The sequence below is a fragment of the Bacillus sp. FSL H8-0534 genome (assembly GCF_038005885.1).
Classification (GTDB): domain Bacteria; phylum Bacillota; class Bacilli; order Bacillales; family Bacillaceae_G; genus Bacillus_A; species Bacillus_A pseudomycoides.
The window spans coordinates 2,053,320-2,069,335 of the sequence record NZ_JBBOUC010000001.1 but is presented as its reverse complement, the minus strand read 5'-3'; the positions used below and the strand labels follow the sequence as shown (position 1 = coordinate 2,069,335).

Annotated in this window: 12 protein-coding genes and 1 pseudogene; 9 read left to right on the top strand and 4 right to left on the bottom strand. The window is 34.7% G+C overall.

The annotated features are described in order from the left end of the window. Positions 1-51: 51 nt before the first annotated feature. The 4 genes from MHH71_RS10740 to MHH71_RS10725 all read left to right on the top strand — a co-directional run bounded on the left by MHH71_RS10740 (position 52) and on the right by MHH71_RS10725 (position 5,267). Entirely contained in the window at positions 52-2,280 is a 2,229-nt protein-coding gene (locus tag MHH71_RS10740) for an N-acetylmuramoyl-L-alanine amidase family protein (RefSeq protein WP_006093771.1), read from the top strand. Positions 2,281-2,500: 220 nt separating this feature from the next. Then, positions 2,501-2,617 carry a YjcZ family sporulation protein gene (locus MHH71_RS10735; RefSeq protein ID WP_018782884.1) on the top strand — a complete coding sequence of 39 codons (117 nt, stop codon included), beginning with the start codon at positions 2,501-2,503 and terminating at the stop codon, positions 2,615-2,617. Positions 2,618-3,104: 487 nt separating this feature from the next. Further along, positions 3,105-4,274: an MFS transporter gene (locus MHH71_RS10730; protein WP_006093773.1), complete on the top strand. Its 1,170-nt coding sequence runs from the start codon at positions 3,105-3,107 to the stop codon at positions 4,272-4,274. Between the two features lie 78 nt (positions 4,275-4,352). Beyond that, on the top strand, positions 4,353-5,267 hold the full coding sequence (locus MHH71_RS10725) for a phosphotransferase family protein (RefSeq protein WP_006093774.1): 915 nt from the start codon (positions 4,353-4,355) through the stop codon (positions 5,265-5,267). A 236-nt stretch (positions 5,268-5,503) separates the two neighbouring features. On the opposite strand, the gene MHH71_RS10720 is transcribed toward MHH71_RS10725, so the two are convergent. After that, complete coding sequence (locus MHH71_RS10720) at positions 5,504-7,150, bottom strand: ABC transporter substrate-binding protein (RefSeq protein ID WP_033798692.1); 1,647 nt, start codon at positions 7,148-7,150, stop codon at positions 5,504-5,506. A 102-nt stretch (positions 7,151-7,252) separates the two neighbouring features. Between MHH71_RS10720 and MHH71_RS10715 the strand changes: the two genes are divergently transcribed. Together MHH71_RS10715 and MHH71_RS30580 are read left to right on the top strand one after the other, a co-directional pair. Beyond that, positions 7,253-8,506: an MDR family MFS transporter gene (locus MHH71_RS10715; protein WP_006093776.1), complete on the top strand. Its 1,254-nt coding sequence runs from the start codon at positions 7,253-7,255 to the stop codon at positions 8,504-8,506. 128 nt (positions 8,507-8,634) lie between these two features. Then, a pseudogene (locus MHH71_RS30580) lies at positions 8,635-9,072 on the top strand (transposase); the annotation flags it as partial. A gap of 79 nt (positions 9,073-9,151) precedes the next feature. Here MHH71_RS30580 and MHH71_RS10710 read toward each other — a convergent pair. Continuing rightward, entirely contained in the window at positions 9,152-10,045 is an 894-nt protein-coding gene (locus MHH71_RS10710; protein WP_006093778.1) for an N-acetylmuramoyl-L-alanine amidase family protein, read from the bottom strand. Between the two features lie 380 nt (positions 10,046-10,425). Between MHH71_RS10710 and MHH71_RS10705 the strand changes: the two genes are divergently transcribed. Next, positions 10,426-11,610, top strand: coding sequence for a hypothetical protein (locus tag MHH71_RS10705; RefSeq protein WP_006093779.1), 1,185 nt, complete (start codon positions 10,426-10,428; stop codon positions 11,608-11,610). 345 nt (positions 11,611-11,955) lie between these two features. Next, positions 11,956-12,078 carry a hypothetical protein gene (locus MHH71_RS10700; RefSeq protein ID WP_006093780.1) on the top strand — a complete coding sequence of 41 codons (123 nt, stop codon included), beginning with the start codon at positions 11,956-11,958 and terminating at the stop codon, positions 12,076-12,078. Positions 12,079-12,084: 6 nt separating this feature from the next. Here the strand turns inward: MHH71_RS10700 and dhaQ are convergent, their stop codons facing one another. Together dhaQ and dhaS are read right to left on the bottom strand one after the other, a co-directional pair. Next, positions 12,085-13,083: a DhaKLM operon coactivator DhaQ gene (dhaQ, locus tag MHH71_RS10695; protein ID WP_006093781.1), complete on the bottom strand. Its 999-nt coding sequence runs from the start codon at positions 13,081-13,083 to the stop codon at positions 12,085-12,087. A gap of 12 nt (positions 13,084-13,095) precedes the next feature. Next, positions 13,096-13,668: a dihydroxyacetone kinase transcriptional activator DhaS gene (gene dhaS, locus MHH71_RS10690; protein ID WP_018766961.1), complete on the bottom strand. Its 573-nt coding sequence runs from the start codon at positions 13,666-13,668 to the stop codon at positions 13,096-13,098. A gap of 263 nt (positions 13,669-13,931) precedes the next feature. Here dhaS and dhaK point away from each other — a divergent pair, with 263 nt between their 5' ends. Next, positions 13,932-15,683 carry a dihydroxyacetone kinase subunit DhaK gene (dhaK, locus tag MHH71_RS10685; RefSeq protein ID WP_006093783.1) on the top strand — a complete coding sequence of 584 codons (1,752 nt, stop codon included), beginning with the start codon at positions 13,932-13,934 and terminating at the stop codon, positions 15,681-15,683. Positions 15,684-16,016: the final 333 nt, after the last annotated feature.

The window sequence follows — 16,016 nt, the reverse complement described above, 5'->3', positions numbered from 1 at the left end:
TGTTACATGTAAGCAATCTAGGCTAAATTTTACTAAGAGAGGACAATAAAAATGAAGAAAAAATTTAATACAATTGGAATTGGAAAGAAAGTCATTCCTACCGCAGCGGCATTAGGTATTCTTTTTTCAGTAGCTCCTATTGCAGAAAACAAGGCTAGCGCAGGGATAGGTACCGTACTCGATGTGACGATTACTTCATTAGGTATAGTGAAAGACATTTATGAAGGACTTGGAATATCTACAGGGGATCCCGACTTAACTGATTACACTGGTCCCTATGCAGAGAATGTATCTTACAGAGCTCCTAATTTTAAATCTGGGGAATTCAATATCTCTATGCATCATACGAAAAATGATTCGAATTTTACTAAGCAGATTAAAGTACTTTATCCAGATGGAAAAAGTGAAATTCATAAATTAAAATCAGGACAGCAGCTTAAGCTTACAGAAGCGGGTACCATTGTAGATCTAAATCCTGATGCAGAATCTGTGTCAGAACACAATCTTCTTTATATTACACAAGCGCAATTAGATGAAGGAAAAACGGGAGTTGCGCTTAACCAAGTTAATACTATATATGTAGAAAAAACATCTGGTCAAAATGTAATTCTTCGTGACGAATTTTATAAGAAAAAATTTGGGGAACGTTCTCTTGACGGATTTAAAGGTTTATTTACTGACCTATTCTCTTATTTAACAGAAGAAGAAAAGAAGATAGCAACATTGACTTCACATCCAGTAGGCAGAGAAGTTCTTTCTAATTATGTTATGAATAACCCTGAAGCTCGTGCGGATTTTAATAACCGGTCAACTAATATATTGGCGGAATCTACAAAAATCCTAGAGACACCTATTACACTACCATTTAGTATACTAAATGACGGTAAACCTTATCAAATTATCCCCTATAAAAAAGGGACGAATAAAGTATTGGTAAAAACAGGTTCAAAATATCTTTCAGGGAAAGAAGGAAATGCACTTCAATATTCTGATTCGATTGGTGATGATGAAGTGTTTGAACTTGTTCAGACCGGTAATTCTCATGATAATAAATTCCAATTCTATTTAAAAAACAAGAATGGAGTAAGTTTGGCTGGTAATTCTTATGTTCAACAATTTGGTACTGATTGGAGTTTCAAATCCGAAATTCGTTTCACTGCAAAAACTAACAATGAAATTCATAACTGGTTAAGAGAATGGTACCCTGGGAAAGAAAATGAGAAACAGAATTATGACGGAATAGAGTTCAGAAGTAATGATAAAGGTGATAGTTCTATATGGACTGCATATGATTCTACTGGAAAATTGATTAAAAATAGTTGGATAAACCAAGGTACGCAAAATCCCGGTTGGTATTATGCAGATGCTTCAGGAGTTCTCTTGAAGGGTTGGCAGAAAATTGAGGGGAATACGTATTATTTTAATCCGGAGTCTAACATGATGGCTTCAGGAATAAATTCACAAATTGAGGGTAAGTACTATCACTTTAATGATTCTGGTGCTTTGCAACGATCAGCATGGAGAGATAATTACTATTCTGATGCTTCTGGAGCGTTGGTTAAAGAAGGTTTGCGGGAAATCGATGGTAAAATTTATGATTTCCAAAATTACCAACCTACTAAAAATAAACTACGTTTAGAAGATCAAAAAGTCATTCTTCATTTTTCTGACAAGGGCGTGCTTGAGAGAGCTTCTGATCTGAATGGAAACGCACTAACTACTCCTACAACTGTTATTTTTAACGAGAAACAACTAGCCTTTGAGAAAAACGGTGCTATTAGAAAATCAGGAGTGACTGAAAAGAGAGCTTTCCCTCAACCGGATGGAAGCGAAAAGGATGCAATCCACTATTATAGCTTAGAAGAAGGAGCTACTTATGCTGGTTGGAAAACGATTGATGGAAAGAAATATCATTTCAAAGATGGCGCACACTATACTTTCGATGGACATGAAACCATTGACGGAAAAAGATATTATTTTAATCATGACGGAGAAGCTAAGCTAACAGGGTTCGATAAAGTTGATGGTAAGATATACCATTATGACGATAAAGGCGTAATGCAAACGGGCTGGCAAGAAATCGATGGTAAATGGTATTACTTCGATGATTCTGGAGCAGCTAAGATAGGATGGTTCTCAGTTGGTGGTGGGTATCATTTCCCTTATTACGGATACTTTACGTATTATGCTAAACAGGATGGTTCAATTTATACAGATACCAAGGTTGAAATTAACGGAAAAACCTATAAATTTGATAGCCATGGACACAAAGGCTATTAATGATACAAAAAAAGTCTATTTTTTATAAATATGACTTGCTAAATGAGACCCACACAGCCTCCAGATGCTTTCAGCATCTGGAGGATTTTTATTAACTTGATGGTGATGTGGTGCACCCATAAAGAAAAAGGACCTGCTCATATATTGTTTAAAAACATAAAGTAATGTGTATCCGTTAAAACACATGTGTATGGTCCCTCTTACTCAAGGAGGAAATGTTATGGGCTTTGGAGGTAGTTGTGGTGGTTTTGGTGGCGGATTCGCTTTACTAATTGTCCTGTTCATTCTGCTAATTATCATTGGTTGCAGTTGTTGGGGCGGCGGATTCGGTTGCTAGTAAAGAAAAGGCACTCATTGGAGTGTCTTTTCTTTATGAAAAAATCCCCACACATTGTGCAGAGATAAAGAGTGAATGTACTCATATATTACAACAATATTCCTCCACTAACAAAACAGTAAAATCTCATTATGGGGCACGGCAAGAATTCCTTCTTTTTTGAGCCACTCACTAGAGGACAGTTATATAATTATGTTTTTATATTTAATGGAAATGAAGTTATTTGAGGTCTATTAGGGGTCCTGACGTCAAAACGCGGACATCGTATATTATCAAGACCTAAATTGTAAAAGGTCATAAAAAATTAAGGGTATTACATATAAGTCATTTATAATATGTAATACCCTTTTACTTCTTTTATTTTGATTGAGAGATTAAATTATTACTTTATAAGAATTAATTATAAATATAGATAATTAAGTTGTAATTTACTCTGTTGAAGTGATGCACCTAAAATGAAGGTAACTATTATATAAGGGGTAATTTTATGAGTAATAAATTGAAATATTTATTAGGGATTAGCATTACCGGATTCGGGGATGGAATTCAACAAATTGCTTTGCTATGGTATATTTTTCATTTAACAGGACAATCAACTTCTATCGGATTAATGATTGCTATTTATTATATACCAAGTGTCATTTTAACACCTTTTGTGTCTGTTTATGTAGATCATCATGACTCTAAAAATATTGTTGTTTTAACAGATAGTATTCGATTTGTACTTGTTTTAATCATGGCGATTCTCGTTTTCATAAGATTTGAATCAGTATTTGTTTTTTACATTATGCAATTCTTATTAGCAGTTTGCTACACCGTTTACAAACCTGCATCTTCTGCATTTATTAAGGAAGCATTCTGTAATCATGATATACCATTTGTCATATCAAAAGCATCTTCATTAAATGAAGCAGCATTAATAGTGGGAACTGGTATTTCTGGGTTATTTCTAGTTGAATTTTCTTTAGCTACTAGTTTCTTTATTAATTCTGTAACATTTTTAGTTGCGGCTATTTTCTTTTCTTCCATAAAAAGAATGAACCCTAAAAAAATACAGAATACGAGAATATCCTACCTTGCAGAATTAATATCGGGATGGCATTTTATTAATCAAGCAGAAGGAATGAAATACTTACTGTTTTTATCTATTTTGAATAGCATTAGTATACAAATGACAACAACTTTATTATTACCTCTTGCAGAACAGTTTGAAGGAGGGAGCGGACTCTACTCAATATTTGAGATGGCATTTTCAGTAGGAGGGATTATGGCAGGTTTTATTGCTATCTATTTTTTAAAAAAGTTTAAACATAAAGTTATTTTTATTACGATGGTGGGTATGGCAACCTCTTCTTTTTTAATATATTTGAATGACTATAAAACAACGGCCGTTATTTGTATATTTATAATGGGACTATTTACCATGTCGCACTTGATTATTGTGCAAACGTTAATACAGTTGAATACTACAACAGAATATATTGGTAGGGTAATAGGCTTAAGAACGATTCTAGCATCATTTGTTAAGATATCATCTGCTCTATTGACTGGTATTTTAATAACTCGTATGGGAGTGAATCATATTTTGCTTTTATTTTCTATCTTAATATTGGCTAGCTTTATTACGATTGGAAATATGAAAAAACAAATGTATTAAAATGAAGGGAAATACATCTGGAAGATTAATCAGAGATGCTGTTACAGGTTGTAAATAACTTGCGAATCGGGGGATAAAATGATTAATATACGTTCGAAAACAGAAGAACTAAGAGCAAAATTAAAAACTATATTGAGTCGAGAATATAAAGAATTGGCTGTTAAGGAGTTAAAAGTAGTAGGAAATGGAGTACAAAATATTGTGTTTCGAGGAGATTCGGAAAAAGGACCTTTAGCATTTCGAGTACCGTGGGAACGTGAAGTGAAAAATATAAATGAAGAGTTGTTTAGTAGTCGACTTTCGTTACAAAAGGAAGCGGAACTTTCTAAGTTTTGTAATTCTAAAGACATTCCAGTACCAGAGATTCACGGATTGCATCTTTCTACGGAACTTGATTTTTTAATTTCAGATTACCTGGCTACTGATCATATTCCAATTTCTGCGTACAAAATAGGAGAAGTAGTTAACAAGCTTCACAGTATGCCAATTGAAGATTTAAATTACCAACATAGGACTAGAAAACCATCTAGCAAGTATATAGCTGAACGTCTCGTGAAAAGAGTAGAAGGATTTAATAAAATTACGCATTGCGATATTAAATTTCCTGATATATCAATAATCGAACAGATTCTTAAACAAGCGGATCATGTAAGGAAGTTATTACATATGGACATTCGACCAGCAAATCTAATTGGATATAATAGAGAAGTTAAGGCGTTGGTTGATTGGGATAATGCTCTAATTGGTCACCCGCTGCTAGAACTTATGAGGATAGCTGAAACTAATGAGATCGATTGGTATGAATTCACAGATGGATATCAGAATAAAGATATCTTTGAGTCTATTCCTCCTATTGTCAGCTTATTTTATCAGCTTGATACAGCGGTAATGCTTGCAAACCTGTTTATAGCGCAACTGAAAATAGAGGATAAAGGCATATTCTATAAAGAGCGTGTTAAAACACTTCATAATGAAATAGATAGATGTTTATAAGAATAAATAAAAGATGCTTTCACATAGGGGGTCCGCCACATCGCCATCAAGCTAAATGCACGAGTTATCTCAAAACAATACAAACGAGAAAAATGCACAAAATTTTCATTCTGGGGGTATTATGAGATCTTAAGTTGATGAGCATGGGGTATCTCATTTTCGTTAACTTGATGGCGATGTTTCCGTACCCCAAATAGGGTGATAATTATTACGGTGTATCAGATTTCTTGTAGCTTTTAAATTAAAGGCCTTACCCAAAGTTGAGAAAAATCCACATATCCAAAATATTTCATCCTAATATTCGTTAGATCTGATGAAAAAGGAATCTGACATTTATCATAATATAAGGGAATCATAATAGAGGATTCTATCAGTTCTTTTTCAAGGTCTTTATTTAATGAGGGCCACTTCTCAAAATGTGTAAGTTTGTATCTATCAAGGTGTTTTTTTATTGTTTCATTTGTTTTTACAATCTTAGCCAACGGTGAATATCTAGCTGTTAGAAAATAATAAAATGATATCTCTTGATTCATCTCGAATACCTCACCATGAATAAAGAGATCAACTTGTTCATTAAGTTTTTCATCTCTCAGATAGCTTTCAAAAGGAACCCATTTAACTAGAAAAGGTATATTTTCTTTTTCTAAGACATTCATTAACCACTTTGTCAGTTTTTCTGTATACTGAGTAGCTTTTATAATAAGTGGTTCTTTAAATGAGGGGCGTGATTTTTGTCGCATATCGATTTGATGATCTATTTCCTTCAAACAACTCGTAGGGTTGGGGATCTTATTAAAGTCATATTCATGGATATGATTGATATTCTTAGTAATAATATAATGTAAGTAGTTACGAACATCGATTCGTTGAATAGATGAATTACGCCAGGCATTCATAATTATAACGCCAAAGCCAGAATTTCTTTCTACTTGAAAGGTGGAAGTGTTCTCGTTGCGCTTGGAAGATTGATAAATAGTATCAAATTCTATAGGAACCTGAATGAATTCTACTGTATCTAGCAATGGTCTTTCCTGAAAATAATCATTAAATGCTATCAATGATGTCTTTTCCTGGTTATTCTCTCCTATATAAAAACCACCAGTTCCCACAATTACACCGTTATTTTCTTTATAAATGCTTGTATTTATCATACATAACATTTGTAAACAATAGCTACAACCATCCGGATAATGTATGTCAATAATTAATGGTGATACAATATCTATTTTCTCTATTGGTGCCCATAAGTCTTTATAGTATTTATGACTCCGTAGTTTTGAGAGACATAGTTTCACGTCAGTCGCTGTTAAGATGGATCCATCATGAAATTTTATGGACTTTTTTAAGTATAGTCTAAGCTTAGATTGAGTTAAATCCCAACTATGAGCTATTTCAGGAAATATGTTCCCCTTTTCATCCATATAAACAAGTCGATTGAACACGTTTGCGACAATGTGTGCACTATGTACATCGGCAGCCTCTAGTGGATGTGTTGTTAAAAAGGGCTTTCTTCTAGGAATAATTAATTTATCATCCGAATTATGTATATAGCCAAATTTTGAGTGAAACTTAGTCATCAAACGTAGTTTACTGTTTGGAGACCAATTATATAGTAAATATTTACTGCTTTTTTCAACAGGTTGTTGATCCATAATCTCCATCACTTGTGACTCATAGATTTGTTCTATATTTTTAAGCCATTGAAGAGAGGAAGTGTGTCCTCTTCCTTTTCCGGAATTGAAAATTAGCCAACCTTCATCCATCCATTTATGTAAGTAACGTACTGTTTGCTTTGTACTTAAACCTAAAAAATCTGCTAGGTCTTTTATTTTTATGTGTCCTGAAGAAAATGATCGCCATAGATCCAATAAATTTTTATCCATTTTCCTATCTCCTTCTATAAGTAGACATATTTTTCTAGATATGTCCATTTTTAGTTTGATAAGTCTAGTTTAATATAACATTAGATAAAAGGAGGAGATACTATGAATTGGAAAGACTTTGAGCAAAATATAAAAGTACGCTTAATTACATCATTTTTTAATCGTGCTGTTACATCAGCAGTAATGCCTTTCATGGCATTGTTTTTTGCTCAAGAAATAAATAAAGTATGGGCCGGGTTATTTTTAATCTCGACTGTTATTTTAAGTTTTTTTTCAAGTTTAATTGGAGGTTACATTTCCGATCGCTTTCAACGGAAGAAAGTTTTATTGTTAACTTCTTCTTCTAGTGCTGTAATGTTTTTATTAATGACCTTAAGTTTATATCCTACAGATAAGTTGATTTGGTTATTTGCAATTGCTTATGTAGGTTTTGTAATATCTAGCAGTCTTGGTCGTCCATCCATGCACGCTATCATAATAGATTCAACTACACCAGAAAATCGAAAGGCTGTTTATACAATTGACTATTGGCTCATGAATCTTTCGATGGCAATTGGTGCTGCGTTAGGTGGTTTTTTATACATTAATCACCAAAAAGAGTTATTTATATTACTAACCTTAGTTTCTGTTACACTACCAATTACCTATAAATTGTGGTTAGTTGCTGAATTTAATAATTTCTTAGAACCAAAACATGAAAATATAGTATTGGATCTAATCCAAAACTATAAAATTGCTATTCAAGATGTAGCATTTTTAAAAGTTGTAATAGGATCTACATGCATATTTGCGGCAGAGTTCTCCTTAAATAGCTATATAGGTATACGACTTTCAGAAACATTTAATACAATAAACGTGGGGAACTTTGAAATAGTAGGAGTAAGGATGCTGAGTATTCTCAACATACAAAATATGCTTTTAGTGGTATGTTTGACGTTTATTGTGAATAAATTTACAGATCGTTTAAGTGGAAAGAAGGCGTTACTCTTAGGTCTGGTTCTCTATGGTGTAGGATATGTAACAGTAACATCTGCAAACACTTGGTACGTACTTATTATTTTTAATTTTATTGCTACTGTTGGTGAACTTGTCTACTCGCCTGTCAGAAATGCAGAACAAGCTAATATGATCCCGGCTGATAAAAGAGGATCTTATTCAGCTTTTGCAGGTCTATCAGATATTGGTGCTGACCTGATTGCAAGAATTACCATTATCGTTGGTGCTTTCTTGATTCCTACGATAATGTCCGTTTACATTGGAATCATTGTGATAATTGGCACATTCCTCTTATACACTGGATTGTTCATTAGAAAAGATATTCAGTCTAAAGAAATATTGAAGAAAATATCATCATAATATAATACTTTAATAGTTATACATGGACAAAGAGGACAAAAGAGGAAGGCTTCCATACAGAACGACGCGGAAAAGGAAATGTTGGTGGCCCTTCCTCAAAACAGCTATCTTCTGATGACAAGCTAAAGAAAGCTTATTTATCTTGCGTAAAAGATAGTACGACACAAGAGATTTTAGCTTATCATGTTTCCCCTTCTTTACAAATGGCTATCGTCTATCAAACATTAGACAAATTAAAAGATAGATTAGGAGATATGATTCATCCTGAAGCACTTTTACACTCAGATCAGGGTTTTCATTACACGCACCCGGAATTTCAGCGCTGTGTAAAGGAAATGGGTATGAGACAGTCTATGTAACGTAGAGGAAACTGTCTAGATAATGCCTTAATGGAATCCTTTTTTGGTCATATGAAAGATGGATTAGACTATAAGTGTTGTCAAACGTTCCGCGCTCTTCAACTAGTAATCGAGAATTATATACAAGATTATAATTATGATCGTTATCAATGGACTCTCAAAAAAATGGCTCCGGTACAATACCGGAACCATCTTTTAAGTGCTTAATTTTTAAAGGTCTTTTTATTAAACTGTCCATTTTATAGGGCACAGTTCATATATTGGTTCTCCTCTTTTTTATGAAATCTTATCTTCTATAAATAGGCAATGTATGTTTCCCTTGAATTAGGTTCCACTCATCCGAACTTTTTAGAAGTTTAATATTTAACAATGCTTTGCCATCTACGATTTCAATATCAATTTGACCTTGTTTACCAAATTGATCAAAAATTAAAGTTGCTTTATTATTTTTGAATGTTACAGTACCGTCTATATATGCTATATCTTCAGCGTTATCGGAATAAGAAGATACACCGACAACTGCTTCGTTTTCAGAAATAGGACTAATCTTCATCATTGTGAAAGCTGGGCCGATATACGGTGGTTTCGTCGGTAGTTCTTGTTCTGACCATGTTCCTTGAACGTTGTATAGAATAGAAGTTGGTTTTGCATCAGGATTCCATGCACCGTCTTTATCGAGATAGTACCATTGTAATTGATCGTCGACAAACCATCCAGTTTTCATTGCACCGCTTTTATCAAGGAAGTACCATTTGTTTTGGTCGAGTACCCAACCCGTTTGCATAATACCCTTTGCATTTAAAAAGTACCATCTGTTTTGATCAAGAACCCATCCAGTGTGCATAGCGCCATCTTTATTTAAGTAGTACCAATCATATGGTGAGTTTTGATGCCATCCAGTTTTCATGACACCATCTTTTCCAAGAAAATACCATTTCTCACTGTCGGAAACCCATCCATACTGCATAGCGCCATCTTTATTTAAAAAATACCAATTGTTATTTGTGTTTACCCATCCTGTTGCCATTTTTCCATTTATGTAGTAATACCATGCGTGTTGTTTTTGTACCCAACCCGTTATTGGAGTAGACTGTTTATTTGTTTCTGCATAAACATGAGGTTGTATTCCGCTAAACAATATACCTGCAACAAATAACATACTAACGATTTGTTTTTTCATGATAATCTGCTCCTTTTTTAGAAAAATGCCTTTCCCTACTACTAATATATCTAACTAATAAAACAAATTCAATACTTTTATTACAAATATGTTACAAATATGTTAAAAAATATCGAAAGTATTTCTTTCTGTAAGGGTTTTATTCCTTATTATCTGTTAATAAGGAATAAAATCACCATTATCATTAGTATGCAAAGGAGTTTTAAAGTCCTTCTTGCTAGCTGTTTCTTTTCCATTCTATTATAGAAGAAAGAAATTCGTAAAAATTAGCAATGTGGTTTTGATTCTCTAGCATTTTTCATAGGAGGCTAGAAAAATTTTCTGTTAGATATTTTAAAAATGTAAGTGTATATTCTGTAAAGAAAAAGAGGAGAAATGTAATGAAGCGAATGATTGCATCAATATGTGTAGCAGGAAGCTTATTAATAGCACCTATACAAAGTTTTGCAGAAGTAAAGACAGGTGGAAATCAGCAAATTGTCGTAAAAGACGGCTGGGTGTTTGAACAAAACAATTGGTATTACTATGTGAATAATGTGCCGGCAAGCGGATGGAAAAAGATTCAGGGAACGTGGTATTACTTTGAGAGTAACGGCGTAATGAAAACAGGTTGGTATTTTGACGGAACGAATTGGTTTTATATGAATAGCAATGGTGGAATGGAGACAGGATGGAAAAAGATTCAAGGAACGTGGTATTACTTTGAGAGTAATGGCGTAATGAAAATAGATTGGTATTTTGATGGAATGAATTGGTTTTATATGAATAGCAATGGTGGAATGGAGACAGGATGGAAAAAGATTCAAGGAACGTGGTATTACTTTGAGAGTAATGGCGTAATGAAAACAGATTGGTATTTTGATGGAACGAATTGGTTTTATATGAATAGCAATGGTGGAATGGAGATTGGTTGGAATAAAATAGGCGGGGCATGGTATTACTTTGAGAATAGCGGTGTATGGGTTGCAAGCAATGATGCTGACTATTTATATACAATAGGAGAAAATCAACAGCTTATTCTTGTGACGGCAAATGATTATGGAACTAGTAAGGCAGAAATTCAAACATTCGAGAAGCGAAATAATAAATGGTATCCAGTGTATGCTGCTATGCAAGGATATATTGGACGTGATGGATTTGCTTATACAATGGCAGAAGGAGGAAAAAGTTCTCCGCGCGGTAAATATACAATTGGAACAGCTTTTGGTCGCTACGGTAATCCAGGAACAAAATTACCATATCGACAAATTACATCAAATGATGTTTGGGTGGATGATTCTAATTCACCTTTATATAACACGTGGCAGCAAAAACCAGCAAATGACCGTTGGAGCAGTGCCGAAAATATGAATATTCCTCAATATGATTATGGGTTTGTGATTAACTATAATACAGAACGAATAGCTGGAGCTGGCTCGGCGATTTTCTTCCATATTTCAGATATGTATACATACGGTTGCACAGCAACATCTCGGGAAAATGTTCTTTCTGTTTTAAGATGGTTAAATCCTGCTAAAAGTCCTGTGATTGTACAAACACCGGAGAGTGAACTGAAATATTATTAAACGAAAGAAAGTGTCCGTCAGTGGGGGACTTACTGCCCACGAATAGCGGGATTAAAGAGTGATATAAAAAAAGAAGGTGGCACGATGACATGATCCCCCTTATTGTAGACAGTAAAAAGAAAGCACATTAATCTGTTTACTATGGAGGGGATTTTTCTATGGGCAAAATTAGTGTTTATTTAGGGAAAAGAGTTTTTATTAAAATAAAGTTTTAGACCAGAAAGTTAATTTGAAATTTTGATAATGAAATGTTATGTAGACTTCATGTATATACAGTATCTAATAGTTTTATGTATCTTAAGTTGGTGTTATATTCAAGCAAAAAACGAGTAAGGAGACAGAACTATGGATAAGCAAGTTGTTATTGAGGGGCATACACCAGAATGGGCACTACAATTTAAAGAAGAACAAAGGATTCTAAACAATATAAAGGTGTTTTCACATATGGAAAACACCTTTTCAAGCTAATTGAAACTACCAGCTAGCCACCTCAACATCCGCTTTTAACCATTTTTCCCAAAGTGGATCTTCTATTTTAAGTAAGCTCAATGAAGTGCCTTGCATGTCTAAGGAGGTTAGATGGGTTCCGACTTTGACAAATCGAATATCTAATCCTTCAAGCTCACATAAACGGCGAATGTCATTTGCGAAGATATACTGTTCCATTAATGGGGTAGCGCCTAATCCATTAATCAAGATGGCAAACTTGTCTCCTTTTTTCCAGCGGTAAATACTTTTGAGCTTATTCATAAGCTCAATCGCCAATTTTTCAGAAGAAGATAACATTTCTTTCCGGTATCCTTTTTCTCCGTGGATGCCGACTCCGTAAAAGACTTCATTGTCTTGTAAGGTAAAAGAAGTCTTTCCTTGGATAGGGTCGGTTGCTGGAGAGAGCGCAACTCCTAATGTATGCAGATTCCGAATGACAGAATGGCCGATGCCTGTTAATTGTTGTAATGAATGGCCTTCAAGAGCCGCTGCTCCAAGTATTTTATGAACGAAAATCGTACCAGCTACTCCTCGTCTTCTTTTATTAAAGGAAGCATCATCTTCAATGGAAACATCGTCATTCACAATGACATGATCAACAAGTCTTCCTTCTTCTTTTGCCAAAGATTCAGCAGTTAAAAAGCTTTCCACGTCAGCTTGAAAGTTTTTAATGATTAATAGGACGCCCTTGTCTTTGGGCACAGAGCGAACTGCCGCTACTATTTGTTCTGGTGTAGGAGGGGTGAAAATTTCTCCATTGACTGCCGCTGAAAGCATGCCTTTTCCTACATAACCAATATCAGCTGGTTCATGCCCGCTACCGCCGCCGCTTATAATGGCAACATCTTGCCCAATTTCAGCAAGGTCTTTCTGATAAATGATGTTGTGTTCTTTGTTATAAGATATTCTATCGTTATGTTCAAAATAAAAACCATGCAACATATCTTGAACAATATTTTGAGCATCATTCATAATTTTTTTCATTGTTTTTCCACCTTATGATTTGTTTGCTGATTGCTTTAGTAAAAGGACTAATTGATTGTTTATCATATTTTTCATCATCGAAGACATGATAGACGGATCAATAGCGCAATGATTCTCAATCCAATCTTTTATTGTCCCAACAAATCCGTGACTATAAAAAGAGGCCAGTGTATCTTTTTTTACCTCAGAAATTGCTAATTTACAGCCAATTAATAGTTCATCGATGATTTTGAGATATAAGTTTTTCGTATGTTCAAAGAGATAATAATTAAATGAATTTTGCTCGATTACTTTAAATGCATTTCGGTAGAAGCATTGGTTTTGGTAAAAGTAATCAAATAATAGGTCGAAAATATTTTCCCATTTTTCATAATCAAGAAAGTCTATAATATTCTCTTTTGTTTCTTCTTTATAAATCCAACTTAACAATTCAAATTTATCTTTAAAGTGATAATAAAAAGTTTGCCTGCGCATCTGACAATTTAACATAATGTCACTCACGGATATTTTATGGAAAGGTTCAGTTTCCATTAATTTTTTTAATGAGTTGGCTATGATTTTTTTTGAAATGATAGAAGAGGTCATTATAATCATCCCTACAGCTTTATTCGTTTTTAATAATTAACATCCTACCTATAAATGAAGTGGGTGTCTTTAGACAAATCGTTCATTTTGTCCGTTTACCATAAAACGCTTTCATTTTATTATAGTTAATAAGAATGCGCTTTCAAATATATCATAATTCAGAAGAGAATGTACCGTGGCAGGAAAAGCAATAAAATTATGGAAGTGTGGATACGAATAGGTTTGCGAAGAGTGTAACAAAACTTACAGAGGAGGAATAAGAAATGAAAAAAATTATAAATCAACCTGAAACGCTCGTTATGGAGATGTGCAATGGGATGGTTATGGCTCATCCGGAACTCGAGTTATTAAAAAAGTATAAGGTCATTAAGAAAAAAGAAATGAACGAAAATAAGGTAACTTTAATTAGCGGTGGCGGTAGTGGACATGAACCGGCACATGCGGGGCTAGTAGGAAAAGGAATGCTGGATGCGGCAGTATGCGGAGATGTGTTTGCTTCTCCATCGCAAATACAGGTGTATCAAGCGATTAAAGCAACAGCTAGCAAAAAGGGTACGCTACTAATTATTAAGAATTACAGTGGAGATATCATGAACTTTAAAAATGGTGCTCACTTAGCTACGGAGGATGGAATTCAAGTAGAATATGTCCGCGTAGATGATGATATTGCGGTAGAAGATAGTCTTTATACAGTAGGACGTCGCGGTGTTGCGGGAGTTGTGTTAGTACATAAAATAGCCGGTGCAGCAGCGGAAGAAGGTATGGATTTGATGCAGGTGAAAGCTGTAGCGGAAAAAGCAGCGGCAAATGTTCGAACAATTGGTCTCGCATTAACTTCCTGCACGGTTCCGGCGAGTGGATCACCTACTTTCAAATTAGGTGAAGATGAAATGGAATATGGCGTTGGCATTCATGGAGAGCCAGGCAGAAAACGCGAAAAAATTATGGCTGCAGATGAATTAGCGTTACGTATGACAAATGACCTTATGAAAGATTTAGGGCTAGATGAAGATGCTGAAATTGCTGTTCTAGTAAACGGATTTGGTGGTACACCGCTTCAAGAACTGTATTTGTTTAACAATGCAGTTACGAGAGAGTTAAGTAAAAAAAATATACGAATTAATAGAGCGTTTGTCGGTAATTACATGACGAGTATCGATATGGCTGGAATTTCTCTAACAGTGATGAAACTAGACGATGAGCTGAAGACATTGCTATCGAAAGAATGTAATACACCTGCGTTTAAAGTAGATGGACCAATTGAGAGTGTAGAATACGTTGATATTGCGGAGCACGAAGAAGAGAAGCCAGTTTTCTTTGAGACGGAAACAGCTGAAGAACATGCAATCATTAAGAATGAGGTAATCACATTAAATAATATGATTTATCTTATAGATAAAATGAGCGAAGTTATTATTAAGAACGAAGTACCATTCTGCGAACTGGATACGCATGCAGGTGATGGTGATTTCGGAATGAGTGTCGCGAAAGGATTTAAACAATTAAAGCGTGAATGGAGCTCGATTTTAGATCAAGAGCATTTAAATATTGGAACTTTCCTTGATGCGTGTTCTATGGTGATTATGGAACATTGCGGAGGAGCTTCTGGTCCAATTTGGGGCGGAGCTTTCCGAGCTGCAGGTAAGGCTATGGAAGGGAAAATGGAATTAACAGTTGGAGAGTTTGCTGAAATGTTGCAAGCTGCACTTCATGGTATACAGTCTATCGGTGAGCGCTCTTTCGGAAGAGGAGCAGAAGTAGGCGATAAGACGCTTGTAGATGCGCTTGTACCTTGTGCAAATGCTTGGTCAGAAAGCGCTGCAGCTGGTACAGACTTTAAGACTGCTTTTGAAAAAGGGGCAGCGGCTGCCGTTAAAGGAGCAGAATATACAAAAGAAATCGTCGCTCGAATGGGCCGCGCTGGTACGGTTGGTGAAAGAAGCTTAGGTTATCCTGATGCTGGTGCCTATGCGCTAGGGGTTATTTTTACGGAGCTTTCTCGTAGTTTAAGATAATGGTATTTCGGGATACTGGAAAGTCTCAATTGTGTAGGTGAATAGAAGGAAAATAAGAAAGATACCTATTTTGAAACAAGTCATATGGCATACTGTGAAATACCGTTAAATCTATTTCATTAAAACATCCCAATAGGGTTTACTCTATTGGGATGTTTTTGTGAATAAAAGATTTATGCTATTTAGCCTATATTTCCGTTGAAATGTAGACGGGTACGCCTTTTAGTCGTTATTTTCTTATCAGAATTACGCATATTGATTTTATGAACCTAATTAATAAATAAAAGATAGGATGAAAACAATGTACGAAATAAATGTAATGAAAACAAGGAA